The sequence below is a fragment of the Gracilinema caldarium DSM 7334 genome, assembly GCF_000219725.1.
Lineage (GTDB): Bacteria > Spirochaetota > Spirochaetia > Treponematales > Breznakiellaceae > Gracilinema > Gracilinema caldarium.
The window spans coordinates 2,590,565-2,614,645 of sequence record NC_015732.1 but is presented as its reverse complement, the minus strand read 5'-3'; the positions used below and the strand labels follow the sequence as shown (position 1 = coordinate 2,614,645).

General features: G+C 45.3%; 20 protein-coding genes. 14 read left to right on the top strand and 6 right to left on the bottom strand.

What is annotated here, in order from left to right:
• The first annotated feature begins 129 nt into the window (after nt 1-129).
• The 4 genes from pbpC to SPICA_RS11840 all read left to right on the top strand — a co-directional run bounded on the left by pbpC (nt 130) and on the right by SPICA_RS11840 (nt 5,096).
• A complete protein-coding gene (pbpC, locus tag SPICA_RS11855; protein ID WP_041396239.1) occupies nt 130-2,472 on the top strand; it encodes a penicillin-binding protein 1C in 2,343 nt (780 codons plus the stop codon).
• Nucleotides 2,473-2,562: 90 nt separating this feature from the next.
• Nucleotides 2,563-3,048, top strand: coding sequence for a peptide deformylase (gene def / locus SPICA_RS11850; RefSeq protein ID WP_013969726.1), 486 nt, complete (start codon nt 2,563-2,565; stop codon nt 3,046-3,048).
• A gap of 2 nt (nt 3,049-3,050) precedes the next feature.
• Complete coding sequence (gene fmt / locus SPICA_RS11845; protein WP_013969725.1) at nt 3,051-4,052, top strand: methionyl-tRNA formyltransferase; 1,002 nt, start codon at nt 3,051-3,053, stop codon at nt 4,050-4,052.
• A gap of 12 nt (nt 4,053-4,064) precedes the next feature.
• Nucleotides 4,065-5,096 carry a PASTA domain-containing protein gene (locus SPICA_RS11840; protein ID WP_013969724.1) on the top strand — a complete coding sequence of 344 codons (1,032 nt, stop codon included), beginning with the start codon at nt 4,065-4,067 and terminating at the stop codon, nt 5,094-5,096.
• Here SPICA_RS11840 and SPICA_RS11835 read toward each other — a convergent pair.
• Both SPICA_RS11835 and SPICA_RS11830 read right to left on the bottom strand, forming a co-directional pair.
• Entirely contained in the window at nt 5,093-6,070 is a 978-nt protein-coding gene (locus SPICA_RS11835; RefSeq protein ID WP_013969723.1) for a hypothetical protein, read from the bottom strand. The genes SPICA_RS11840 and SPICA_RS11835 overlap by 4 nt on opposite strands.
• A gap of 4 nt (nt 6,071-6,074) precedes the next feature.
• Complete coding sequence (locus SPICA_RS11830; protein WP_013969722.1) at nt 6,075-7,838, bottom strand: AMP-binding protein; 1,764 nt, start codon at nt 7,836-7,838, stop codon at nt 6,075-6,077.
• Nucleotides 7,839-7,946: 108 nt separating this feature from the next.
• Between SPICA_RS11830 and SPICA_RS11825 the strand changes: the two genes are divergently transcribed.
• Both SPICA_RS11825 and aroE read left to right on the top strand, forming a co-directional pair.
• On the top strand, nt 7,947-8,423 hold the full coding sequence (locus tag SPICA_RS11825; protein ID WP_013969721.1) for a hypothetical protein: 477 nt from the start codon (nt 7,947-7,949) through the stop codon (nt 8,421-8,423).
• A gap of 10 nt (nt 8,424-8,433) precedes the next feature.
• Nucleotides 8,434-9,930 (top strand): shikimate dehydrogenase, encoded by a 1,497-nt coding sequence (gene aroE, locus SPICA_RS11820; protein WP_013969720.1) that lies wholly within the window; start codon nt 8,434-8,436, stop codon nt 9,928-9,930.
• A gap of 7 nt (nt 9,931-9,937) precedes the next feature.
• Here the strand turns inward: aroE and SPICA_RS11815 are convergent, their stop codons facing one another.
• Nucleotides 9,938-11,092, bottom strand: coding sequence for a SpoIIE family protein phosphatase (locus SPICA_RS11815; RefSeq protein ID WP_013969719.1), 1,155 nt, complete (start codon nt 11,090-11,092; stop codon nt 9,938-9,940).
• Nucleotides 11,093-11,138: 46 nt separating this feature from the next.
• Between SPICA_RS11815 and rpiA the strand changes: the two genes are divergently transcribed.
• Genes rpiA through SPICA_RS11795 form a run of 4 tightly spaced genes read left to right on the top strand, consistent with a single transcriptional unit; the run spans nt 11,139 to nt 14,828 of the window.
• A complete protein-coding gene (rpiA, locus tag SPICA_RS11810; RefSeq protein ID WP_013969718.1) occupies nt 11,139-11,840 on the top strand; it encodes a ribose-5-phosphate isomerase RpiA in 702 nt (233 codons plus the stop codon).
• Nucleotides 11,841-11,879: 39 nt separating this feature from the next.
• Nucleotides 11,880-12,524, top strand: coding sequence for a DUF6062 family protein (locus tag SPICA_RS11805; RefSeq protein ID WP_013969717.1), 645 nt, complete (start codon nt 11,880-11,882; stop codon nt 12,522-12,524).
• A gap of 18 nt (nt 12,525-12,542) precedes the next feature.
• A complete protein-coding gene (locus SPICA_RS11800; RefSeq protein WP_013969716.1) occupies nt 12,543-13,097 on the top strand; it encodes a helix-turn-helix domain-containing protein in 555 nt (184 codons plus the stop codon).
• Nucleotides 13,098-13,109: 12 nt separating this feature from the next.
• Nucleotides 13,110-14,828, top strand: a complete 1,719-nt coding sequence (locus SPICA_RS11795) for an AMP-binding protein (protein ID WP_013969715.1) — start codon at nt 13,110-13,112, stop codon at nt 14,826-14,828.
• 106 nt (nt 14,829-14,934) lie between these two features.
• Here SPICA_RS11795 and SPICA_RS11790 read toward each other — a convergent pair whose 3' ends face one another.
• The 3 genes from SPICA_RS11790 to SPICA_RS11780 are packed head-to-tail and all read right to left on the bottom strand — an operon-like array spanning nt 14,935 to nt 19,051.
• On the bottom strand, nt 14,935-16,560 hold the full coding sequence (locus SPICA_RS11790) for a response regulator (protein ID WP_013969714.1): 1,626 nt from the start codon (nt 16,558-16,560) through the stop codon (nt 14,935-14,937).
• Nucleotides 16,561-16,575: 15 nt separating this feature from the next.
• Complete coding sequence (locus tag SPICA_RS11785; RefSeq protein WP_013969713.1) at nt 16,576-18,120, bottom strand: sensor histidine kinase; 1,545 nt, start codon at nt 18,118-18,120, stop codon at nt 16,576-16,578.
• Complete coding sequence (locus tag SPICA_RS11780) at nt 18,077-19,051, bottom strand: ABC transporter substrate-binding protein (RefSeq protein ID WP_013969712.1); 975 nt, start codon at nt 19,049-19,051, stop codon at nt 18,077-18,079. Before SPICA_RS11780 ends, SPICA_RS11785 begins: the two co-directional genes overlap by 44 nt.
• A 301-nt stretch (nt 19,052-19,352) precedes the next feature.
• On the opposite strand from SPICA_RS11780, the gene SPICA_RS11775 reads away from it, so the two are divergent.
• The 4 genes from SPICA_RS11775 (at nt 19,353) to SPICA_RS11760 (ending at nt 24,077) form a co-directional block, all read left to right on the top strand.
• Nucleotides 19,353-20,378, top strand: a complete 1,026-nt coding sequence (locus tag SPICA_RS11775; RefSeq protein ID WP_013969711.1) for a substrate-binding domain-containing protein — start codon at nt 19,353-19,355, stop codon at nt 20,376-20,378.
• Nucleotides 20,379-20,469: 91 nt separating this feature from the next.
• Complete coding sequence (locus SPICA_RS11770; RefSeq protein ID WP_013969710.1) at nt 20,470-21,981, top strand: sugar ABC transporter ATP-binding protein; 1,512 nt, start codon at nt 20,470-20,472, stop codon at nt 21,979-21,981.
• On the top strand, nt 21,968-23,041 hold the full coding sequence (locus SPICA_RS11765) for an ABC transporter permease (protein ID WP_013969709.1): 1,074 nt from the start codon (nt 21,968-21,970) through the stop codon (nt 23,039-23,041). Before SPICA_RS11770 ends, SPICA_RS11765 begins: the two co-directional genes overlap by 14 nt.
• Complete coding sequence (locus tag SPICA_RS11760; RefSeq protein ID WP_013969708.1) at nt 23,025-24,077, top strand: ABC transporter permease subunit; 1,053 nt, start codon at nt 23,025-23,027, stop codon at nt 24,075-24,077. Before SPICA_RS11765 ends, SPICA_RS11760 begins: the two co-directional genes overlap by 17 nt.
• Nucleotides 24,078-24,081: the final 4 nt, after the last annotated feature.

Genomic DNA, 24,081 nt, shown 5'->3' with positions numbered 1-24,081 from the left:
CTTTTTCGTAAGTATTTGCAAAAAATCCAGTGCAGTCAGTTGTACCAGCAGCTGTACCTGCACTGGTGCCAAAGGTATTGGCTTAAGCACCGACACCACCCGGGTTACTTCATAGTAGTCTGGGCATCCATGACGGGTATTCTTCTTATGTTTATGCTGGCTTTGCCAGATCCGCTCTTCAACGTACCCTATTCTCCGGTGCTTTATGATCGCAGGGGTAAGCTTCTAGGGGCACAGGTATCATTGGATGGACAGTGGAGGCTCCCTTCGACAGGGCCTATTAATAAGAAATTTAGTATTGCCCTCCAGGTATTCGAAGATCACCGTTTTTATATGCACCCAGGGATCGATCCACTGGCTTTTGTGCGGGCGGCCATGCAAAATGCGCAGAAGGGTAGGATTGTTTCTGGGGGCTCTACTATTACCATGCAGGTGGTTCGACTTATGCGGGGAAACCGCGATCGAACTATGATTGAAAAAGTGGTAGAGGCCCTACTAGCCTTACGACTGGAATGGACCTATTCAAAACGAGACATCCTTGCCTTGTATAGTGCCCATGCACCCTTTGGGGGAAATGTGGTTGGTCTTGAAGCCGCTTCTTGGCGCTGGTTTGGTCATGCATCTCAGGATTTGTCATGGGCAGAGGCAGCTACCCTGGCGGTTTTACCGAACAATCCCGGCCTCGTACACCCCGGGACCAATCGAAGTGTTTTGCAGAAAAAGCGAGATGCCCTCCTGCAGAAGCTTTTTAACCTTAGGTATCTGGATCGGGATTCCTATTTCCTCGCTTTGCAGGAACCCTTGCCAGGTCCACCAAAACCACTGCCCCGTCTTGCTCCCCATCTACTAGCCCGGGCGGTAGCAGAAAATAGTTTGCCCCTTATAGAAAGCACCTTGGATGGTCTGCTTCAAAAGCGGGCTACGGATACTCTGGAACGGTATGTTCAGCAATTTTCCAAAAATGCGGTGATGAATGGAGCCTGTCTCATCCTGGATACTAGAACCGGCGAAGTACTTGCTTATGTAGGGAATGTGTTTGCGACTGAGGAAGCCCTTTCCTATGGCCGTGCTGTGGATATTATTAGTGCTCCTCGTAGTTCCGGCAGCTTGTTAAAACCCTTTCTGTATGGGGCTATGCTCGATTCTGGGGAATTAATGCCCGCTGAACTCGTCAGTGATATACCTACGCGAATAGGCAGCTATAATCCTGAGAATTTTACTAAAAGCTATCTCGGTGCAATCCCGGCGGACCAGGCCCTGGCCCGTTCTCTAAATATACCCGCGGTAAGAGAATTGCGAACCTATGGTGTAGACAGGTTTGCCCGGCTCCTGAGGCGTTTGGGCTTTACAACCCTCTTTAGACCGGGGGATGACTATGGATTGCCCCTTGTACTAGGCGGTGCAGAGGTTACACTGTGGGATGTTACCTCGGTGTATGCGGGCCTGGCCCGCCGGGCGCTTTTTGATACAGCCAAAACAGCTTTTTTCCCCCCTTGGTATCAATCTGATGATCATAAAGCCTCTCAATCTGAACAGCGAAACATCCTGAAAAAGGTTGTTACAGTAGCCTCAGAGGATCAATTGCTTTCTCGGGGAGCCGCTTGGCTGACACTGAATGCTCTTTCCATGGTGAATCGTCCTGGTGAAGATGGAGCTTGGGAACTCTTTAAAAGTTCCCGAAAAGTTGCCTGGAAAACTGGAACTAGTTTTGGATACAGAGATGCCTGGGCAGTTGGAACGACTCCTGAGTATACCATTGGTGTCTGGATCGGTAATGCATCCGGTGAAGGGCGGGCTGAACTACAGGGTTCCCTTACCGCCGCTGTGGTTATGTGGGAACTTTTTTCTGCTATGCCGGCAACCACCTGGTTTCCCCGGCCCGATGCAGATCTCGTTCCTGTTGAGGTCTGTGCTATATCTGGGTTGCCGATAAGCCAAAACTGTGAAGCTTCTCGGATCGATTACATCCCCTATAATGCCCCAAGGAAAGAAAGCTGTCATTTTTGTGTTAGCATACCAATGACTATTGATCGAACTAATCGGGTCATAATTACTGCAGATATGAAAGATCCAGTTGTTTATGAAAAACATTTTGTTTTACCACCAGCAGAAGAATATTTCTACAAGCGATGGAATCTGACCTACCAGGGGCTTCCGCCACTAAAACCGGAACACCAGGTACATTCCGATGGAAATTCGGTGCCTGAGATTGCTTTTGTAAATCCAGAAGCTAGCAGTGCAATCTATATTCCTGTAGAAATAGATGGAAAGTCTGGCCGGCTCGTATGTACCGCCACTCATCGACGAGCCAGCGCAATACTTTTCTGGCATCTTGATGATACCTATGTAGGTTCTACAAAGGGAATTCATCAAATTGAAATTCGTCCAGGTCCAGGGACGCATATACTTACGTTGGTAGATGAAACAGGATCTTCTCTACATCGGAGTTTCACTATACTCAGTGAGCCCTAGCAGGGGGGGTGGTTATTTCAGATTATTCAACCGTTTATGAGTGTCCGGATGCGCCTTGTCTGGGTGAGAATTTTTAAGTAAACTACATATATGGAAATAATTACGCTAGGAAATGATGTATTACGCCAAAAAGCGCTGCCAATTCAGGATATAGATGGTCAGGTCAAAGCGCTGGCTCAGGAAATGATCGAAACTATGCACCGAGGTAGAGGTATCGGCCTTGCGGGACCCCAGGTAGGACTTTTGCAGCGGATATTTGTGGTTCAGGTTGATGGAGATAGCCCGCGGGTGTTCATCAATCCAACTATTATTGGGACTTCTTCTGAAATTGTTCAATATGAAGAGGGGTGTCTCTCAATTCCGGGGCTCTATGCGGATGTTACGCGGCCGGAGAAGGTAACCATTCAGGCCTGGAATGAACGAGGGCGTCCCTTTACCCTTGATGCGGATGGGCTTTTAGCCCGGGTGATCCAGCATGAATATGATCACCTGGAGGGGGTTCTTTTTATAGATCGACTTACAGAACCGAAACGGAATCGGCTCTTAAAACTCTATGATAAAAAAATGCGGGCCTAAACATGCGGATTGTATTTGCTGGAAGTCCTGAGATTGCGGTTCCTTCCCTCGAGGCACTGATCGCTGAACAGATCGCTTCTGGAGAGATAAAAGTTGTGGGTGTTTTGACCAATCCGGACAGCAGGAAAGGCCGAAAGGGCCCCCTTGAACCTACCGAAGTAGGCGCTGCTGCGACACGTTTGCAGGACATGCTGCGTGAAAAGTCATTGCAATCCTTTCTTATTCTTAAACCTGAAAAACTGGATGCTTCTGTTCGGGACCAGATTGCAAATCTCAAACCGGATATCCTTGTTTCCTTTGCCTATGGTAAAATCTTTGGCCCCAAATTTCTAAGTCTTTTCCCGAAGGGTGGGATTAACATTCATCCTTCTTTGTTACCGAAATACCGTGGAGCTACCCCAATTCCGGCAGCTATTTTGAACCGGGACCGCGAAACCGGCATCACCATACAGACTTTGGCGCTTCAGATGGATTCAGGGGATATACTTATACAGGACCATATCGAATTATCAGGGCGGGAAACTACTGAATCATTGAGCCGATGGGCTGCTCAGCGAGGAGCGGAACTGCTTCCACCGGTTCTTCGAGGAATTGCCGAAGGTACAATACAAAGCACGCCACAGGATGAAGCAAAAGCAACTTACTGTTCCATTATTTCTAAGGAAGATGGTTGGATTTCCTGGTCCGCCAGTGCCCTTGAAATTGATGCTAAAATCAGAGCTTACACACCTTGGCCTCTTTGTGCTACAAAACATGCAGGTCAAGTGCTCTATATACTTGAAGCTTTTCCTCTCTGTAATCCTGATACATGCACAACAAGGTTTTTTTCAAAACAAGAGCCTCCAGGTACTGTTCTAGGCATAGACAAAAAGGCGGGTATATTGATACAAACAGGGAAGGGTCTGCTTGTTGTTCAGCGACTCCAATATGCCACAAAGAAAGCCCTCGATTGGGTCAACTTTTTAAATGGTGCAAAACAATTTATAGGTTCCAAACTGGAATAAGAGGTTAACCGTATGCGCTTTTTCAATCGATTTGACATCGATATAGATTTTGATGCAATAGAAACCTATGTTAGTAATCATCTTCGGTTTTTTATTACCGCTACTATTGCCATATTGGTGTTTGTCTCCCTTATTGCGATGACAGTTTTTATACTGACTATCCGGGGTGCAGAACAGACTATGGTACCTAACGTGAAAGGTAAAGAATTAACCATAGCTTTACTAGAGATGCAGGCAAAGGAGTTATACCCTAAAATACAATTACGATATTCCGATAATCCAGCAGATAAGGGAACTATCCTTGAACAAGATCCGGGGCCAGGGGCGATTGTTAAAGCTGGTCGTAGAATAAAACTTGTAGTCAGTCGTGGTATGGTAGTTGATAAAATTGAGAATTACATCGGACAGAATTTGGATGATGTAAAGATGCACCTGCAAACCCTTTTTTCTGCTTCGAACCGAGCTTTGGTAAGTTTACGGGAACCGCCGCTTTATAAATATTCTACTCAGCCTGCCGGCACTATTCTTGAACAAAAACCTGAACCTGGTGCCGATATAGATGGTCCAATTCGTCTCGAATTTGTTGTAAGTCGTGGTCCGGAAAACGCTATGATTAAAATTCCTGATCTGGTGGGACTTCCCATTCAGGATGCGTTGGATAGAATACGTCAATCTGGTGTTTGGTTTGTCTGCTCGATCCGACCAGTACAAAATCGGGAAACTCCTGGAACTGTGGTTTCCCAGTTACCGGCAGGACAGGCTGTGGTCGCTGCCAATACTCGGTTAGATTTAGTCGTTGCAGCACCAACAAAGGTCCCCAATAATGAAGTCTTTGGACTCTTTACTCAAACACTTCCAGAATATCCCTATCCGTTAGAAGTGAAACTTGAAGCACTGCTTCCTACAGGAGAACGGAGAAAGATTCTGACCATAAACCACCCAGGGGGGGCCTTTACAGTTCCCTACCAGGTCCCCAAAGGAACTGTATTAATTTTGTCGGTACTTAACCGGGAATTGGTACGGGAAGAGGTATCCGGAGACTAGATTTCATAATCCGGTCGTGGGTTTTCGATAAGCCAATGACGATGCATCCCATATCTGAACACGACTTCTAGTTTTTCTATGACCTCTAAGGTGGGGAATATGATGGTAAAAAAACCATGTTCTCGCAGATGGGTAGATGAGGGTGTTCCGATCGGTTTAGGGTCAACCTGAACTGGAATCCCTTGAGTTTTTGCCATGGTGATAGCTTCTATAATATCATCATCCTTGTTCCGTTTTACAACAAAAGCTCTGAAATGAAAATTGACATTATGTTCCTTTGCAATTGGTTCCCAGATTGCAAGATCCTTGGCGTACCATTTAGCTGCCAGGGGAAACATGTCTGAACCCAGTATATGGGTTAATTCAATTGTATAACCACAAAGTAGCTGAATTAGCCTGCTGATGATTTCGATGGTGTCTGCCTTTTTACCAATATTGAGGGGAATAATAAAAGGCCGAAAGGCATCTTCTATCTGCCGTTTTAAGATATCAAAACGATAATTATAATCGGATCTGCCTGGTTTTGTGGATGAATAGGCCCCTTCTGGTATGACAAAGACTACATCCGCCGGCGGCAATCCCTTTGACAAGAACCGGAGGGCTGTTTCTAGATGGGTCATCTGAAAGGGATCAAAGGATCCAATAAAAACACCAATATGCAGGGTACGCCGATGGACTAGTAAACAGTGTTCCATCGGTTGTTTCAATCCATGACAGGGTGGGCAATATTGAACCTGTTCATAGAGGGCATTAATTTCGGTTTTCGTCCATGGGACGAGCTCTCCATTAATAATCCGCTGATCAATTTTTTCTAAAGCTGAAAGAAATAACCGCCTAAAATAACGGAATTCCGTTTTATCTTGTGTTCGCAGAAAGGGGACTGACTGGAGACTGGAAAAGACTTCGTCTACCCGGCGGGCTACCCTGAGGGTAGCTTTTGTAGAATATCGTTCTCCAAGCGGTTTTGTAGTCATAGCTTTAGGATTTCTTTTTCGGATAAAGGAACCGCTTTATTTTTTGTGTAGCGGTCTTTTCAAAAGGTTCATCCTGAAGCTCTACCCGATGAATTCTGGAAAAGCCTGCGAGCCGTTTATTTGTAGTATTTTTTAATTCTTGTAAGAGATGTTGGATCCCCTGTATCGTTCCCTGGGCAGCATGCTGAGTTGCTTGTCCGACATTATGGGCTGTTGTTTCAAGGGTTTTTCCTGCCTCATGTAGTATATCAGAAGTGGCGGCAAACATGGTTTTAGCCTTCTCGCTTAAAACTACCAGGGCTACCAGCTCTCCCTTTTCAGTGGCATATACTAGAGAGTCTTCCACGTAACCTGAACTATTTAATATACTTTCGATCTCTTCTGGATAGATATTTTCTCCCGAAGGACCAAGTATCATAGCCTTGAGACGCCCCCGGATAAAGAGTCTGCCCTTTTTATCCATACTGCCCAGATCGCCTGTTTTGAACCATCCATCACTGGTAAAGACCTCAGCGGTCTTTTCCGGATCCTTGTAATACCCTAACATGACATTAGGTCCTCTGGCCTGAATTTCTCCTTCTGCGTGTTCTGGTGCATCTTTGGGAGCCCCCGCTCCTCCAACAATATGCCCATTCTGATCCACAATGCGCAGCTCTACCCCTTTAAGGGCAGGACCGGTGGAACGAAGCACCGACTTAAAAGGTGGTGCTCCTGCCAAAAGGGGGGCAGTCTCGGTTAGACCATAACCGATTGCATAAGGAAAGCCTGCTCGCTGTAAAAAATCTTCTACATCCGCTGCCAAGGCTGCACCTCCAATACCGAAAAATCGTATGGCTCCTCCAAAAGAACCAATTAACTTAGTTCCGGCAACCTTTATTGCGAGAGGTTTGGTTAGGGGTATTTTATAAAGGGGATGGGTTTCCAGGGAAGGTTTTATCTTGGTACGATAGGTTTTTTCAATAATGAGCGGAACCGTGAGCATAATAGTTGGTCGTATTAATTCTAAGGCTGGCATCAAAATAGCTGGTGTGGGAGCTTTTCCAAGATAGGTGGTGCTTGCACCATTAAGAACCGCAATAAGCATACCTATCGTACATTCATAAGTATGGGCTAGGGGTAATACCGAAAGGAACCTATCCCGAGGGTAAATCTTTATAATGCTTCGGCATGCCTGGGCTTCAAATATCAGATTCCGATGGCTGAGCATGACCCCTTTACTGCTGCCAGTTGTTCCAGAGGTATAAATGATAGTGGCAACCTCATCTTCCTGTGCCTTATAAGGAATAAGGGGCTTGAATTCCATTTTAACCTCCTGCCCCTTAATAGAAACCATGATACCCTGGCTGTCCATTTCATCAATCCGAAGAAGAGGAATATCCTCAGAAATACCTGCGATTTTAATCTTAGCAAGGGTTTTTTCGGTGGCACACACTGCAGAAATCTCTGCATGTCGAGCAATTGTTCCTATATGTTCAGCAATAAAATCAGTAAGGATTGGTACAATAACAGTTCCTGCCAGGGAAATACCGAAGTAACTTATTGGCCATTCTGGACGATTTTCCGAAAGAAGCATAACCCTGTCGCCTTTTTTAAGACCCAGTTGTTGTAAAACACTAGCAACTCCAGTACTGAGCTTTCCAAAATCTTCATAAGTGACTAGATTTGATAAAGTTCCTTCTGAAAAAAGGGAAAATACTGTTCTTTTAGCAAAACGTAATGATGATGCCTGCACCAATTCAGTTAAGGTCCTGCGCTCTAAACGTACCATAGATAATTCTTCTCCATAATTAATAATAGTGCTATGTTATGACCCAATTGTAAAGGAAAAGTTGCAAGCCTCTTGCGATATCTTAATTAGGTCGGTAGATTAAGAATCATGAATTTCTATCGGATAAAGAGATGTACCTTTTTATTTACCCTCTTATGTAATGTATTTGTAGTAAGCTATGCACAAACAAATTTTTATGATACCAGTTTAGATCTTCTTCAGGATCCTTCATGGCTTGTTGGTGCAAGCCTTCAAAGTATAATTACCCAGTTTGGCAGTCCCATGGCCGTCTACACAGTGAGGGGGCAGGAAAGTTGGCAGGATGATGTGGTTTTTAGTTATGAAGGAATAGATTTATACTGGTATCAGAATCGAGTTTGGCAGATAGCAGTACCCCAAGGATATGGTATAAAGCAAGGGGATTCAAGAGAAATTGTTTTAACGGTATTAGGAGAACCCCTTATACAACAGGATACCTATCTCATATTTCGTCTTCCGAGCCGCGGTTGGCCCCTACGGTTGAAAGTACAGTTAACGGAAGAGCATAAGGTAAATGGTCTTTTTGTATATCGCCCCGATTATTAAGGAGTTCTCTGTGGCAAAGGTCTGTTTATGTCTTACTGGCAAAACCATCGTAAAGGATCTTGAACTTGTAGATCGTTATCGAGCCTATATTGATGTAGTTGAACTGCGGGTCGATTTCCTTGATCCTGATGAACGATTTTACATACGAAGATTTCCTGCTTTAGCAGGAATTCCTACCATTCTTACGGTTCGTCGAAAGATAGATGGTGGAAATTTTAAAGAAGGAGAAGGTGCCCGAATTGTTCTTTTGGCTGCTGGTCTTGCCTTTGCTGATACGGACCAGCGCCGGAATTTTGCCTATGTAGATCTTGAAGAAGATCTAGATGTTCCCAGTCTTGAAGAAGCTGCAAGAACCTTTGGGACTAAGATTATCCGATCCTATCATAATTTTCATGGGGTTGATGAAAACCTGGAACAGAAATTACGCAGTTTACGCAGAACCGGTGATGAAATTGCTAAGGTCGCAGTAATGCCTCACAATTATGATGATGTGGCTCGCCTTTTTAAAGTTGCTGACTCAACTAAAGATATGGAGAAAATTCTTATTGCCATGGGTCCCCATGGAGTAAGTACCAGAATTCTAGCTGAACGACTGGGCTCCCACCTCAGTTTTACTAGTCCCATCGCTGAGATCGAATCTGATTCGGAGATCCAGGTTGCTGGTCCTGGACAGCTAGATCCAAGGACGCTGGTAGATACCTATCGCTTCCGTTCACTTAATCATAAGACAAAAGTTTATGGTATCATTGGATATCCTCTTTCAGCTACAGCAAGTCCACAGATCCATAATGAGGGCTACAGCAGATTAAAAATGAATGCAGTGTATATTCCATTTCCTGTTCAAGATTTATCATCTTTTTTTAATCTTGCTGAGACTCTCAATATTCAAGGACTGTCGGTAACCATTCCCCACAAAGAAGCTGTGTTGACCTATTGTTCCCAACGTTCGCCAGAGGTAGATCGAATTGGTTCCTGCAATACCTTGGTTCGTGCCCCTCAGGGTTGGGCTGCTTATAATACCGATGCCCAAGGATTTTCTGATTCCCTTTTAGAATTTATCGGGAAACCAAATCTTCTTTTTAAACGGGTAACCATAATTGGTGCTGGTGGTGTTGCTAAAGCGGTAGCTTCTGAAATTCACCGTCTTAAAGGCCGGGCGCTCGTTCTGAACAGGACTCCCCTTCGGGCAAAGGAAATTGCCGAACCCCTTAATTTCGCATGGGCCGGCCTGGATGCCCGGGGCATCGAGCTTATCGATCACTATCGGGATATCATCATCCAAACCACATCGGTAGGGATGGAGCCAAACATCGATGAAGACCCCATAGAATTATATAAGTTCAGGGGTAAAGAAGTGGTCATGGACCTGATTTACAAACCAGAGGAAACGAAACTGCTGAAACGGGCCGCCAAGGCGGGCTGTAAAACCCTGAATGGCTATGACATGCTCCTGCGGCAGGCGAAACTGCAGTTTTCACTCTTTACGGGTCAGGAATACCCACTCTAACCGTGCTCTAAAGCCCTTCGATATTGTCGGATTCAATCATGAGGGCACTGACATCGTCCGCAAGCTGACCTAAAGGATTTCGGGATTTCAGCACCTGGTACAGGTCCTCCAGGTTGCGCTCCTCTTCGGTGATCCAATCGGCGAAAAAGGCCGTAACCCCCTCAATTTCAAAGGGGATGCCATTCGCATCCTCTGCCTCATATACTCCGTCGGAAGCAAGGAAGAGTATGTCCCCCGGGTCCAGGCTAAAGGGAATTTCCTGATATTTGCAATTTTCTACCATGCCAATCATGAAGGACCGCTCCCGAATCGGCTCTGGAACCAGCACCCCGTGGCGTCTCCTGAATATCAGCGCCATGGGGTGCCCCGCACTGGCAAAATAACCGGTCCGCTTTTTCGGATCCATCACAATGATCGATGCGGTCAGGTAATACCCTTCCACCGTAGAAGTTTGAATAAAGTCCCGGTTGATGAGTTCCAGCATTTTTGCAGGTGAATAGGTGCTCTTAAGGCTTCCATGAAACAGGGTCTTATAAATCATTGCAAAAAGGGCCGCCGATACCCCGTGGCCGGTCGCATCGGCGCTGGAAGCTACCAAAAGTCCTGTGTCTGTTCTAAAGGCTTCCACATAGTCTCCGCCGGTGACTTCCAGGGGATGAAAGAGGGTGCTGATCCGTAGGTGCCCCACAGCGAAGGGTTCGGTGGTAACCATGGTTTTTTGTATTTCGCTCACCAGTTTCAGCTGGCCGTATTCTTCGCTCATATCCCGGAACATGCCGATGCCGCCCACCACCTGGCCCTCTTTGTTTTTTAAGGTGCTTACAGAAAGCGATAGGGGAACTTCCCGCCCATCGGCGGTTCTCATAAACACATAACTGGGGTAGCGGCCGGTATAGCCCCCCTTTACTGATAATGCCAGGGGGCAGATGCCCTCCCCGCAGAGGGGGTTTCCCGAGGCATCCCGTTTGCACAGAGGCCCCAGGGTAGAACAGGCCCAGCCGCAGACTTCCCGGGCCGGATAGCCCAGGATCTGCTCTGCGGCGGGGTTCCAGTAGCGGATGGTAAAATCCCTATCTACGATAAAAATCCCATCCTGCATTTGTTCCAGAACATCAAAATAGCTAATGGACTCTAGTAAAAATTCATCGTTGCATGTATTCACAAGGTACAGTATAGTGCAAAAAGCGAGTCTTTGTGGAGGTTCCGGTATGGATCAGAAAGCAATAAAACAACTGGTAGCCCGCGCTGCGGTGGACCGTCTTGTCCGAAGTGGGATGAAACTGGGTCTTGGCACAGGATCCACTGCAATCCCAGCGGTGTATTATATCGGGGAACTTATGCAAAAAGGAGTCTTACAAAACATTCTGGCGGTTCCGACGAGCTTTCAGACCGTCATTGCCTGCGAACAGTGGGGTATACCACTCTATACCCTGAACTCAAAAGAAATTGGTGGAGAGCTTGATCTTACCATAGATGGTGCCGATGAAGTAGACCCTCAAAATAGGTGTACTAAGGGCGGCGGCGGCGCTCTTCTGGTCGAAAAAATTGTCGCCTATGCATCTAAATCCTATGCGATCGTGGTTGATGAAACCAAGGTGGTGGAACACCTGGGGCTTAAGTTTTCCATACCGGTAGAGGTCATTCCGGAAGCCCGCGTGCCGGTAGAGCGGGCCCTGGAAGCCCTTGGTGCGGAGGTTCAGCTCCGCGAAGCGGTCAGGAAGGCAGGGCCGGTCATCACCGAACACGCAAACCTCCTGCTCGATATACGCTTCCCCGCGCCGATGGACCCTGAAGAACTGGAGAGCCGGATAAACCAGATCCCCGGGGTGGTCGAAAACGGCCTTTTTACCCGGAAACATCCCCGCCTTTTTATAGGTCATGCCAATGGGTCTGTGGAACAGCGGGAATAAACCAGTCGGGACGTGAATATATCTGCCCAGGAGGTGCTTGTGGCAATCGATAAACACATCAACTTTTTTGAACTGGAAAAGGCCTGTGAACAGGAAGGATGCCCCCTCTGTCGTATCGTAAACGAACGGACCTGGCGGTATCTGGACAACATGCTCTTTGAACACATTTCTGACCGGCCCTTCCGGGCAGCCCACCGGGCTGCCGGAGGTTTCTGCCGGGAACACTCTAAAAACTTAAGCAATTTCCGGGATGGCCTTGCGGTGGCCATTCTCGGTCGGGATATCCTCGAAGACCGGATCGAAGCATTTCTGAAAAATAAGCCCTGGAAACCCAAGGCCGTGTGCCCCATCTGTGTGGAACAGGAACGGATTGAAAAGGAATATCTTTCCTTTTTAGCCGAATCAACTGGAAAAAGCCCGGAAGAAGCTGAACTACAGCGGAAGTTTACCCTATCAGAAGGCCTCTGTGCGCCCCACTATGAACAGCTCCTACGGCTAAGAAAAAAATTACCCACCTGGCTTCGGGATTTTCAGGAGCAGAAATTTAAAACCCTGCTGGAACGGGTGAACCGGTTCATCGATCTCTCTGCCTATGGGAAACAGGACCAGTTCGCAGCCCTGCCTGAAGCAGATAAAATTGTCTGGAAGGAACTAGCCCGAACCCTTCGGGGTACAATTGAGTGAAACAAGGAGTGATGGTTTATGAACGAAAAGATACAGGAAATTGCCCAGCGGGTCCGGGCATTACGGGACATTAATGGCTTATCCGCAGAATCTGTGGCTAAAAAGCTTGCTGTCGATGTGAAAACCTACCAGGCCTGGGAATCCGGCACTGCAGATATCCCTGTAGGTTCCCTTTATGAACTTGCAAGCCTTTTTTCAGTAGACTTAACCGAACTCATCACCGGTCAGGCCCCGCGGCTCCACACCTACTGTGTAACCCGCCATGAAAAGGGGCCCGAGGTCGAGCGCCGTAGTCCCTATAAATACTGGAGCCTGGCTTACAACTTTCAGCATCGTAAAGCTGAACCCTTTCTCGTGCAAATAGAAGCGGAATCGGAACAGAAACCGCTGGAATTAAACAGCCACCCCGGTCAGGAATTCGACTATGTCCTGGAAGGCCGGATGCTTGTTTCCATTGGCGGTCATGAAGTGGAATTGGGCCAGGGTGACTCGGTGTATTTCGATGCCTCCGAACCTCACGGTATGAAAGCCCTTGGCGGGAAACGGGTCAGATTTTTAGCTGTTATCATATAAAAGGATGTTGTTATGAATACTTTGCTTGATCGATATCTTTCTAAAACCGAATTTTCCTCCTACGAAGATTTTGTGGCCAATTTTGCCCTGCAGATTCCTGAAAACTTTAATTTCGCCTACGATGTGATGGATGAATTAGCCCGCCGTACCCCGGATGCTCCTGCTCTCGTATGGTGCGATGAACGGGGTGCAGAGGCTTCATTCACCTACAGCCAGCTTAAAGAACTCACTGACCGGACCGCTAACGTACTTCGGCATGAGGGAATCCGCAAGGGGGAGCCGGTTATGCTCATTCTTAAACGGCGTTATGAATTCTGGCCGACCCTGCTTGCATTGCATAAGCTCGGAGCCGTTGCGATTCCGGCTACCCATCTATTAACCACGAAGGATATTGTCTACCGCTGCAAGGCCGCCGATATCGTCGGTATCATCTGTGTCGATGATGATGCAGTTATGACCCATGTTGATGAAGCGGCGGTCTCATCGCCGACCCTTCGCTACCGTGCCTATGTCCGTTCTGTCCATGCCGATGCTTCCATCAACCCAGCCCAGAATCGGCCTGTGGAATTCCAGGGCCGACGCCTGGAATGGCAGGATTTTAATCTTGCTGTAGCAAACGCTTCGCCCCACTTTACGCGGCCCACCGGAAATGAAAGCACCAGCAATGGGGACATCATGCTCCTCTACTTTACGTCGGGAACCACCGGTATGCCCAAGATGGTACGCCACGATTTTACCTATCCCCTGGGCCACATTGTCACGGCGAAATACTGGCAGCAGGTCAAGAAGGGCGGTCTGCACCTAACCGTGGCAGACACCGGTTGGGCCAAAGCCGCCTGGGGTAAAATTTACGGCCAATGGATCTGCGAATGCGCCGTCTTCGTGTACGATTACGACCGCTTTGATCCCTCGGCCATGCTCGAAGTCGTTAGCCGCCATCGGGTAACCAGTTTTTGCGCTCCCCCGACGGTCTATCGCTTTTTTATCAAAGAGGACCTCAGTAAATACGATTTTTCCGCCCTGGAACACTGTTCTGTTGCCGGCGAACCCCTGAATCCTGAGGTGTACGATCAATTCTTAGCATCCACAGGGCTTAAGTTGATGGAGGGCTACGGCCAGACTGAACTGACCCTGGTTGCAGGAACCTTCCCCTGGATGCAGCCAAAACCAGGTTCCATGGGTAAGGCCGCCCCTGGATACGACCTCGACCTGGTGAGAGAAGATGGTACATCCTGCGAAGTAGGTGAAGAGGGCCAAATTGTCATCCGTACCGGCCGGCGCCGCCCCGCAGGAATGTTTGCCGGATACTACCGGGATCCGGAACTCACCGCCAAGGTTTGGCACGACGATGTGTATTATACCGGCGATATGGCCTGGAAAGACGAAGACGGCTATCTCTGGTTTGTAGGCCGGGCCGACGATGTTATCAAGAGTTCAGGGTACCGTATCGGGCCCTTCGAGGTAGAAAGTGCCCTCCTGGAACATCCGGCGGTGCTTGAGTGTGCGGTTACCGGTGTGCCTGATCCGGACCGGGGTATGGCAGTTAAGGCTACCATTGTCCTTGCGGCAGGCTGGACAGCCAGCGAAGCATTAAAGCGGGAATTGCAGGAGCATGTCAAAAAGACCACTGCTCCCTATAAATACCCCAGAGTTATCGAATTCGTAAAGGAACTGCCAAAGACTATCAGTGGTAAAATCCGCCGGGTTCAGATTCGGGAGCAGGATCGGTAAGGATACAGGCTTCGAAAACCTATCGTTCCGCAGATTTATTGGGGGGGCTCGGTGTGGAACAGCAACTAGCAGCAATTTAAATTACCTGGATTATGCTGACAGCATGTTACAATTCAGGAGATTGAAACTTTGCTGCCAGAGGTCTTTTTTGCAGCCGGTATTCCTTCAGGGTTAAGCCTTCCCGCTTCTTAAATAGATAGCTCAGGTAATTTGGTTCATTGTATCCAACATTGAACGCAATATTTATAATTTTCTCATCAGTAGTGGCAAGTAATTCTTTAGTTTTCTCTATACGGATATCAGTCAAGTATTCAATAAAGGTTTTTGCCATTTCCTGGGAAAAAATGGTGCTGAAATGGGCTGGACTCAAGCCGACATGGGCGGCAACGGTATTCAAAGAAATGTCAGGACTGTTGTAATGTTTCTGGATATATTCGCAGGCCCGTCGTACCAGTTTTACATGGTGACTGCTGTTACCGACATTTCGAAGTTCTATTGTTTTTAAACAAATTTGTGTAGCGAGTTCTTTAAATTCATCCAATGAGATGGCAGATTTGAATACCTGCTCAAGATTGGCAAAATAGCTGGCAATTTTATTAGGATCCATATCTGGATTAAAGGTTTGAATAATGTGTATGGCGATATTAATCAGGTCCATTAGAATATAATAACGATATAGAAAGTTATGTAATTCATTGGCATCGAGGTTTTTCGTAAAGTCTTCGATTATGACGGGAATATCCTCTGGAACAGCAAACTTGATTCTATTTTCAAGGTTAAGATTAAAGAGATCTTTAATTACCGATGTCTTAGTACTATCAAGCTTTTCGATATCTCCTGTACAGAATATTTTCCCCCTATTGGTTTGTCCAAAGGTCTTTAAGAGCAGACAGGCTTCGTGGTAAGCATCTCGGATACCGCTGATTCGATTGATAACACTGCTAATACTAATGGTCGTCATTAGCGAACCATCATCTTCAATTTCATGTTTAATGGTCTGGGCTGTATTGTAGGCTTTTTCTACAATTTCTTGTTCTGTAGAACCTTTAATAATGAATACGGTTGTATCTATCCCACTCATGAAATACAGTACGTCCTGGTTTTGTGTAAGAAGAAATTTAATTTTAGATGCTAGTATCTGGCGGCTTGGGTATCCTCCTTTTCCTTCTGCAAGCATGATCATTACCGCATATTGTTTGCTGATTATATCTATCCCTAATTCTTTAGAACGAAGGATAGTTTCATCTACCGAAATTTCGCCGCTACATATCTGTTCCAGAAAGGCACTCATCAATGCTGTTCTTAGCATTTCTTCATCAGAGATGTCTTTGAGGTATGAGGTGCTTTGTTTTTTGTGTTGTATAATTAAGTCGCTGGTTTTATGAAGAGCCTCAAAAAGATCCTGCTCAGTTACAGGTTTTAATAGATAGTTATCTACTCCAATACGAATTGCTTGCTGGGCAAGCTCAAATTCATCATGGCCGCTGATAATAATAATTCTGATCCAGGGTATGATTGCTTTTGCATGACGTGCAAGGGTAATGCCGTCCATAAATGGCATTTTGATATCCGTAAGCAATATATCGGGCTTTAAATCCTGAATAATCGAGAGGGCGAGTTCTCCGTCGCTTGCTTCACCAATGCATACATAAGGTTCATTGCTGTTTACTATAGCATTGCGGATATTTTCACGAATTAATGGCTCATCCTCAACGAGGAATAGGGTATGCATAGTATATTCTCCTGCCTATAATGGCGTTTGCATGTTATTTGAATCAGTAATGATGGGAAGCCGGAGGGTTACTCTGGTGCCCTTATTGTACTGACTTTCTATGGAAAGTCCTTCATTGGTTCCGTAATACAATTGAATCCGTTTATATACATTATATAAACCGAATCCACTTTCAGGATTTGAAACATCATAGTGTGACAAATTTTGCCGTAAATGTTCTAATGTGCTTTCTTCCATACCCAACCCATTATCTTCAATAACAAACATTAGATGATCTGTCTGCAGACTCCCATGTACTATGATTAAACCTGGGCGGCGGGTCTTTTTTATTCCATGATAAATTGCATTTTCGATGAGCGGCTGGAGTAGAATTTTAAGCATCGGTTCTTTAAGCATGGTCTTGTCTATATCAATTTCATAATCAAGGATAGGCCCATAGCGCATTTTTTGTATGGAAAGATAACTTTCTACGTGGGATATTTCTTCTCCTACAGAGACCCAATCCCGGCCTTTGTTTAATGAGAGCCTAAAAAAATTGGATAAGGCCAATGTGGTTGTAACGACATCTTTGTTTTGCCCCGCCTCTGCCAGCGCAAGGATTGTATCGAGGGTGTTGTACATAAAATGAGGGGTGATTTGTGCTTGCAGCGCTTTCATTTCTGCCTTTTGTAAATTCTGCTGTTTTTGTATATTCTGGGCAATGAGCATACCCAATTTCTCCGCCATAGTATTAAGACTATCCGTAAGATCATCCAGTTCACTGATTTCCGGTTTCTCAACCCGGATAGACAGATCTCCCTTGGCAATCTGAGATGCCATAGTTTTTAACCGGTAAATGGGGATATTAATACTTCGATTTAGCTTTTTATAATTTATAATAAGAAAAGCAAGAATTGAGGTGAACAGTATCATCTGAAATACCGTCATAAGTTCCAGTGACCTTTGTATTTTGGTATTTTGGATATGGGCAATTTCCATTTCTGCGGCAATGAATTTCTGAATCACATCATACAGGAGTTCGCTGACCGATCGTATTTCTTCAAGGAGCCGCTCATTTTCCCGTACCGGTTGTCCCGCTATGATGTTTTCACCTATCTTATTGATGTATCCCTCTATTGTGTCGAGTGTATTCCGGGCTACCCGGATCAGGTAACTGTTATCTTCACTGGTAGCGTTTTTTTCCAATTCATTGAGGCGGTCTCTGATGTTATTCATCAATTGATACTGTGAATTATCCTCGAATTTGGTTTTTCCTGATACCACATTCCAGATGGTTGTATACATTTCATCCTGCAGATGGCTGGACAGATTGTTGGCGCTGTAAACATTCTTAATAATGTTTTGATATTGATTTAAAATAATATTATAATAGAGATTACTGATAAGGAATGGTACAAGCGTTGCAATGATAATAACAATATTGGTTACCCGTAGGGTTTTGCGAATGCTGTTTGTATGCAATCGTCGTAGTATATGATGCTTTTTGGAATGTTCTCCTGCATTCATAAGGGTGTTCTCAATATCCTCGGTCTGCAATGGTCGAAAAGTCTGTATACTCATCAAAGACTTTCTCTTCTATGAACATATGTTTTTCCACTTTTTCACCGGCAACAATTTTATGAGCAACGAGCATGACCAGAGGCCCTGAGTTGGGATTGCATTCAATAACACAATTAACTTTACCCGCCTTAAGATAGTCTATAATACGTTGTGTCGCATCCACTGATATTATGACAATATCTTTTCCTGGTCGTATACCATAATCTTCCATCACTTCGATTGCGCCAAAGGTCATATCATCATTATGGGAATACAGTACATCAATCGTTTTAGGATCATATAATTGGTAAATCTTTTGCATAATTTCCTTACCTTTGCTTCGCATGAAGTCTCCATCTTCGCTGAAGATTACCTGGAATTTGGGATCCGATGAGATAATGCTCCGAAAACCTTCATAACGGCCGATGGCGGGTGTAGAATTTGCCGTCCCCCCTATTTCGACAATTCTAACTGGACTCTGCCTGTCGTGGAATTTCTTGATAAGAAATTCCCCTGCACGGCGTCCCTCTAAATCAAAATCTGAGCCGATGGAACAGGTATAGAGACTGTCATCGGTGGTATTAATCATCCTGTCGACAATTATGACCGGAATCCCCGCTGTTTTAGCTTCTTCCAGTACGGTGTCCCATCCAGTTTCTACAAGGGGCGAAAAGGCGATAACATCAACCTTATAAGCAATGAAGGATCGGATTGCCTTTATCTGATTTTCTGTCTTTTGCATCGCGTCATCGAACATAATTTTAATGCCAGACCGTTTTGCGGCATCCATGATGGATCGGCTATTCTGGGTTCGCCAGGTGCTTTCATCCCCTAGTTGGGAATAGCCCAGAACAATAGGTTTTGATTCAGTTCCAACATGACGGCTTTGGTTACAACTGAAGAGGAGCATTGTAAAAAGGATGGCATGCATGCCACGAATAAACCTATTCATGTATTGCCCCCTTTTAGTGTATCTGAATATGTTTACGATAACGCAGGCAAATTATCATATATTGAGTTCCTACTATTGTCAAATTGTGGTTCTCATATGCAGTGGTGAATGACAAAATCGAAAGAATCTAAAAATAACATAGTTTTTTCAAAAAATAATAAAGTTCTCTATGTCTGAATTCATTGGGATCGAAAAAGATTGTAATAACTGCAAAAGGATGTAGGTAGCCTATTCTGTTTTTGTGTCTTTTAATGATAGATGAGATGTAGGTCTCACTATTTTACGAAAAGAGGTGAACGAGATGAAACGAAGATCTGTCATCAGCGCTCTTTGTGCGTCGGTCCTGCTCATTCTGGCTCCCGCATTGATCTTTGCAAGCGGAAAGCAGGAAGGTTCTTCAGCAGGGACAAAACTGATCAAGGTTGGCATAGTCAATCTTCCGCCAGAAGAATCAGGATACCGGCAGGCTAACGTGGAAGACATGAATACAGTCTTTTCCAAGGCAAATGGCTACGATGCCAAACAGACCAATACGGGTGATAACAGCGAACAGATTGCAGCAGCACAGGGATACATTCGGGACGGTGTTGATTATCTGTTGATCTCTGCGGCAAATGCATCGGGCTGGGACAATGTTTTAAAGGCTGCCAAAACTGCAGGTGTAAAGGTATTCCTCTTTGACCGGCTTATCCAGACTGATTCCTCGAATTATATTGCTGCTCTCGTATCCGATATGGCCTACGAAGGGGATCTTGCTATGAATTGGCTCTTAAGTCAGAACCTGGGTACCTACAATATCGTACTAATCCGTGGTCAGTTAGGTTCCGCTGCTGAGTTAGGCCGCAGTGCTGCAGTCTTAAAGGCTCGTGATGCAGGAAAGGTAAAAATCGTAGCCGATGGTACAGGTGGAGATAGCTGGAGCCTCGAAGAAGCCCGAAAAGTTGTTGAAGCTGCTATTACTGCTGGAAAAGATTTTAACGTTATCTATGCCCAGAACGATGGTATGGCTCAAGGTGCTGTACAGGCTCTGGATGCAGCAGGTATCTCCCATGGCAAGAATGGTAAGGTTAAAATTATTGGTTTTGATTTTAACCGTTTTGCCCTTCGGAATGTTCAGGCTGGCTATTGGGATCTTGATGTACAGTGCAATCCCCGCCAGGCTGCACAAATTTCCAGCTGGATTAAGGATTTAGAAGCGGGGAAGGAAATCCCCAGGGGAATCGTATATCAGAAAGAACTGGCCGTTGATACCAAGACCATTACCGACGAAATCATCCAAAAATATGGTATTAATGCTGATCCTGGTAAAGGTGTAATAACAAAATAAAGTAGTTCGCTCATGTTTCTGGGCTTGCAAAAGACAGCACTTTTGCAAGCCCTTTATGTATCTGAACTGGAGAGGAAAAGGAGGTAACTAGGTGCAGTCAGAAAAAATACTCGAGATGAAGGGGATATGCAAATCCTTTCCAGGAGTCATGGCTCTGCAAAATGTAGATTTTACCCTTAGAAAGGGTGAAGTACATGCTCTTATGGGCGAGAATGGGGCAGGAAAATCTACACTGGTTAAAATTATAACTGGCGTCTATGAAAAAGACGCTGGAAGTATGTTTGTAGAAGGGGAGTCTGTGCACTTTCGTTCCCCTGAAGAAGCGCAAAATAGCGGCATTGGAACGGTCTATCAGGAAATCAGTCTCTGTCCAAATCTTAGCGTCGCTGAAAATATGTTTATTGGCCGTGGGCATTCATCCTTAGTTAATTGGAAACGTATGAATGAACAAGCGGCTCACCTGCTTAACTCTCTCGAAATTCCTGCCCGGCCAACCCAGGAGCTATCGAGCTGTTCCATTGCGGTTCAGCAAATGATTGCGATTGCCCGGGCTGTTGATATGGATTGTAAGATTCTCATTCTCGATGAACCAACCTCTTCGCTTGATGAAGATGAGGTGATCAAGCTTTTTAAGTTGATGAGAGAACTTAAATCGAGAGGGGTAGGTATTATTTTTATCACCCATTTCCTTGATCAGGTCTATGAAATTAGTGATCGGATTACCGTATTGCGTAATGGAAACTTGATCGGTGAATATGAAGCCTCTTCCCTTTCCCAGTTGGAGCTTGTTTCCAAAATGATGGGTAAGGCTCTGGATGATGTCGAACACATGGAAAAACCAAGAATAATGAAACATGAGCAGGATGCACCAGTCTTTGAAGCCAAAAGCCTCAGGAGTGTTTCTGATATACAACCCTTTGACTTTAAAATATGGAAAGGTGAAGTGAATGGTTTTGCCGGTTTGCTTGGTTCAGGACGAAGTGAGAGTGTTCGGGCAATTTATGCCGCAGATAAAGTAACCGGCGGCGAAACCATGATGAATGGTAAACAGGTAAATATAAAAGAACCTATACATGCAATGAAACTGGGAATAGGCTATCTGCCGGAAGATAGAAAGGGTGAAGGCATTCTTGCAGACCTTTCGGTTCGGGATAATCTTATTCTGGCCTTTCAGGTACTCAAAGGTTTCTTTAAACCGCTATCGAAAAAACAGGCCGAAACATTTACCCGGGAATTTATTAAAAAGCTTTCAATTAAAACGCCTTCACCCAATACGCCGATAAAATCCCTTTCAGGCGGAAATCAGCAAAAGGTGATACTTGCACGATGGCTCCTTACTCATCCCCAGTATCTTATTCTTGATGAACCTACCCGGGGTATCGATGTAGGAACGAAAGTGGAGATTCAGAAACTTGTATTGCAACTGGCTGAAGAGGGGGTCAGTGTGACCTTTATATCATCAGAAATAGAAGAAATGCTCAGAACCTGTTCACGACTCATTGTCATGAGAGATCGTCAAATTGTTGGAGAACTGACCGGTACCAATGTAACCCAGGCCGATGTCATGCATGTCATAGCAGGAGGTGGGTATGAGCATGCTTAAAACGAAAGGTCATGGAACACACCTGCTCCTTCCACTATCAGTTTTACTGATCCTCATCGTCATTAATCTCATTAAGGGGGCCGATTACTTTTCGATTACCCTGATTAATGGTGCCTTGTATGGTAATATTCCCAATATTCTGTTTGGTGCCGCAGAACTTGTCATTATCTCAATTGGTATGACCCTGGTTACCGCTGCATCCCGGGGGCAGGATATCAGTGTTGGGGTCTCCGGTGCGATTACCTCTGCGGTATTTGTTCAGGTTGTACTGAATGCCGGTAATTCCGGACCGATTACCTGGTTCACGATCCTCACAGGTTTCCTTGCTAGTTGTTTGGTGGGAATTCTCATTGGTGCCTTTAACGGCTCTCTGGTTGCTATTTTTAAGGTTCAACCTATGGTTGCAACCCTCATTCTGTTTACTGCAGGCAGGTCCATAGCTTTTCTGATTGATGGCAAATTGTCGCCCGTTCTTGCAAATGAATTGATAAGCCGGATCGGTGGTGTTATTCCTGGCATTCCTATACAGACACCAATACTCTTAACAGTCCTCTTCATCATTATTATTGCAGTTATCCTGAAAACAACCAATCTGAAACTCTATACGGAGGCTGTGGGAATTAATGAGGGAGTTGCCCGGCTAAATGGTATTAATCCGATACTGATAAAGTTTACTAATTATATGATTCTTGGTGTTTGCACCGCCGTTGCTGGTTTTATCGCTGTATCGAAAGCAGGTCGGCATGACAGTGTTAATCTTCTCAAATTTATTGAGATGGATGCCATCCTTGCAGTAGCCATTGGTGGGAATGCCCTGTCGGGTGGAACCTTCAGCATTGCTGGATCAATAATCGGTGCTTATACCATAGAAGTACTGAACAGAACCCTGCTGAGACTGGAAATTGGTACCGAAACGATAAAGGCTTTTAAGGCGGTTTTTATTATCATCCTCATGATTATCGCCTCCCCTGTGGTCAGAGCCTATGTCAGCAAAGTGGTCAGACGGACCAGGATAAGTCCGGAAATTACGAAGGAGGTATCGGATGCAATCACAAAATAAGAAAAAAACTAAGGAAGCAATTTCAAATTCGAATCTCCTCTTTATAATTGCAACAATCATATTTATTGTGATGTATGGATTTGCCATCCTCCGGTTCCCGGGCAGTTTTCTGCAGTTTCAGACCTTTTTTGACCTCTTTAGTCTCAATGCTCCCCTCATCATATTAACCCTTGGTATGAGTATTGTCATGATTGGTGGAGGTATAGATATTTCTGTCGGAGCCGTCACCGGCCTGGTTACTATGGGCTGTGCAGTGTTACTTGAATCGAAAACAGGAACAGTCGGTTCTGCAATGCTGCTTGCACTAGCTATCGGGCTTGGTTTTGGATTGCTTCAGGGCTTTATTATAGCCTATCTTGAGATTCAGCCCTTTATCATTACTCTGGCAGGCATGTTCTTAGCAAATGGCCTTTTAACTACCATTCATAAGGATCCCATCAATGTTACCTATGAACCCTTTGTAGCACTCAGGGATTATAATATTGTGATTCCCTTTTTGGGGAATCACAATAGGCTCGGTAATTTTATGCCGCTTCAGATTAAAATCGGCGCGGTGGTTGTATTTGTGCTCATTGTAATTCTTGTGATTATGATGAATTGGTCCCGGTTAGGCCGTAATCTCTATGCTGTCGGAGGGAACAGCCAAAGTGCGCTCATGCTTGGTATCAATGTGAAAAAGACCAAATTCATATCCTATCTTATCAGTGGTTTGCTTTCGGGAATCGCAGGCTTTGTGTATCTTATGACTACCGGGGCTGGAAATGTGGGCAATGCTGCGGGTTTTGAAATGAAAGCCATCGCTGCATCTATTATCGGTGGAACGATGCTGACCGGTGGGGTAGGGAATCTGCTGGGCTCCCCTGTTGGAGCATTAACGCTGCTTACTATCAATGAGTTAATCCGTGCTGCCGGGGTTAACTCCAACTATCAGGCCATATTGAGCGGATTTTTGCTGTATATATTTATTGTCATGCAAAGTGCGGTAGTATGGCTCAGGAGTAGTGGTAAGTTTAAACTGGCCATTTTGCGGCATTAATGTA

Coding starts and splice junctions, on each gene's coding strand:
- SPICA_RS11775 (WP_013969711.1), top strand. CDS start 19,353: ATGAAACGAAGATCTGTCATCAGCGCTCTTTGTGCGTCGGTCCTGCTC.
- SPICA_RS11780 (WP_013969712.1), bottom strand. CDS start 19,051: ATGAATAGGTTTATTCGTGGCATGCATGCCATCCTTTTTACAATGCTC.
- SPICA_RS11835 (WP_013969723.1), bottom strand. CDS start 6,070: ATGACTACAAAACCGCTTGGAGAACGATATTCTACAAAAGCTACCCTC.
- SPICA_RS11785 (WP_013969713.1), bottom strand. CDS start 18,120: ATGAGTATACAGACTTTTCGACCATTGCAGACCGAGGATATTGAGAAC.
- SPICA_RS11800 (WP_013969716.1), top strand. CDS start 12,543: ATGAACGAAAAGATACAGGAAATTGCCCAGCGGGTCCGGGCATTACGG.
- SPICA_RS11790 (WP_013969714.1), bottom strand. CDS start 16,560: ATGCATACCCTATTCCTCGTTGAGGATGAGCCATTAATTCGTGAAAAT.
- pbpC (WP_041396239.1), top strand. CDS start 130: ATGACGGGTATTCTTCTTATGTTTATGCTGGCTTTGCCAGATCCGCTC.
- SPICA_RS11830 (WP_013969722.1), bottom strand. CDS start 7,838: ATGGTACGTTTAGAGCGCAGGACCTTAACTGAATTGGTGCAGGCATCA.
- rpiA (WP_013969718.1), top strand. CDS start 11,139: ATGGATCAGAAAGCAATAAAACAACTGGTAGCCCGCGCTGCGGTGGAC.
- fmt (WP_013969725.1), top strand. CDS start 3,051: ATGCGGATTGTATTTGCTGGAAGTCCTGAGATTGCGGTTCCTTCCCTC.
- SPICA_RS11840 (WP_013969724.1), top strand. CDS start 4,065: ATGCGCTTTTTCAATCGATTTGACATCGATATAGATTTTGATGCAATA.
- def (WP_013969726.1), top strand. CDS start 2,563: ATGGAAATAATTACGCTAGGAAATGATGTATTACGCCAAAAAGCGCTG.
- SPICA_RS11765 (WP_013969709.1), top strand. CDS start 21,968: ATGAGCATGCTTAAAACGAAAGGTCATGGAACACACCTGCTCCTTCCA.
- SPICA_RS11760 (WP_013969708.1), top strand. CDS start 23,025: ATGCAATCACAAAATAAGAAAAAAACTAAGGAAGCAATTTCAAATTCG.
- SPICA_RS11825 (WP_013969721.1), top strand. CDS start 7,947: ATGAATTTCTATCGGATAAAGAGATGTACCTTTTTATTTACCCTCTTA.
- SPICA_RS11795 (WP_013969715.1), top strand. CDS start 13,110: ATGAATACTTTGCTTGATCGATATCTTTCTAAAACCGAATTTTCCTCC.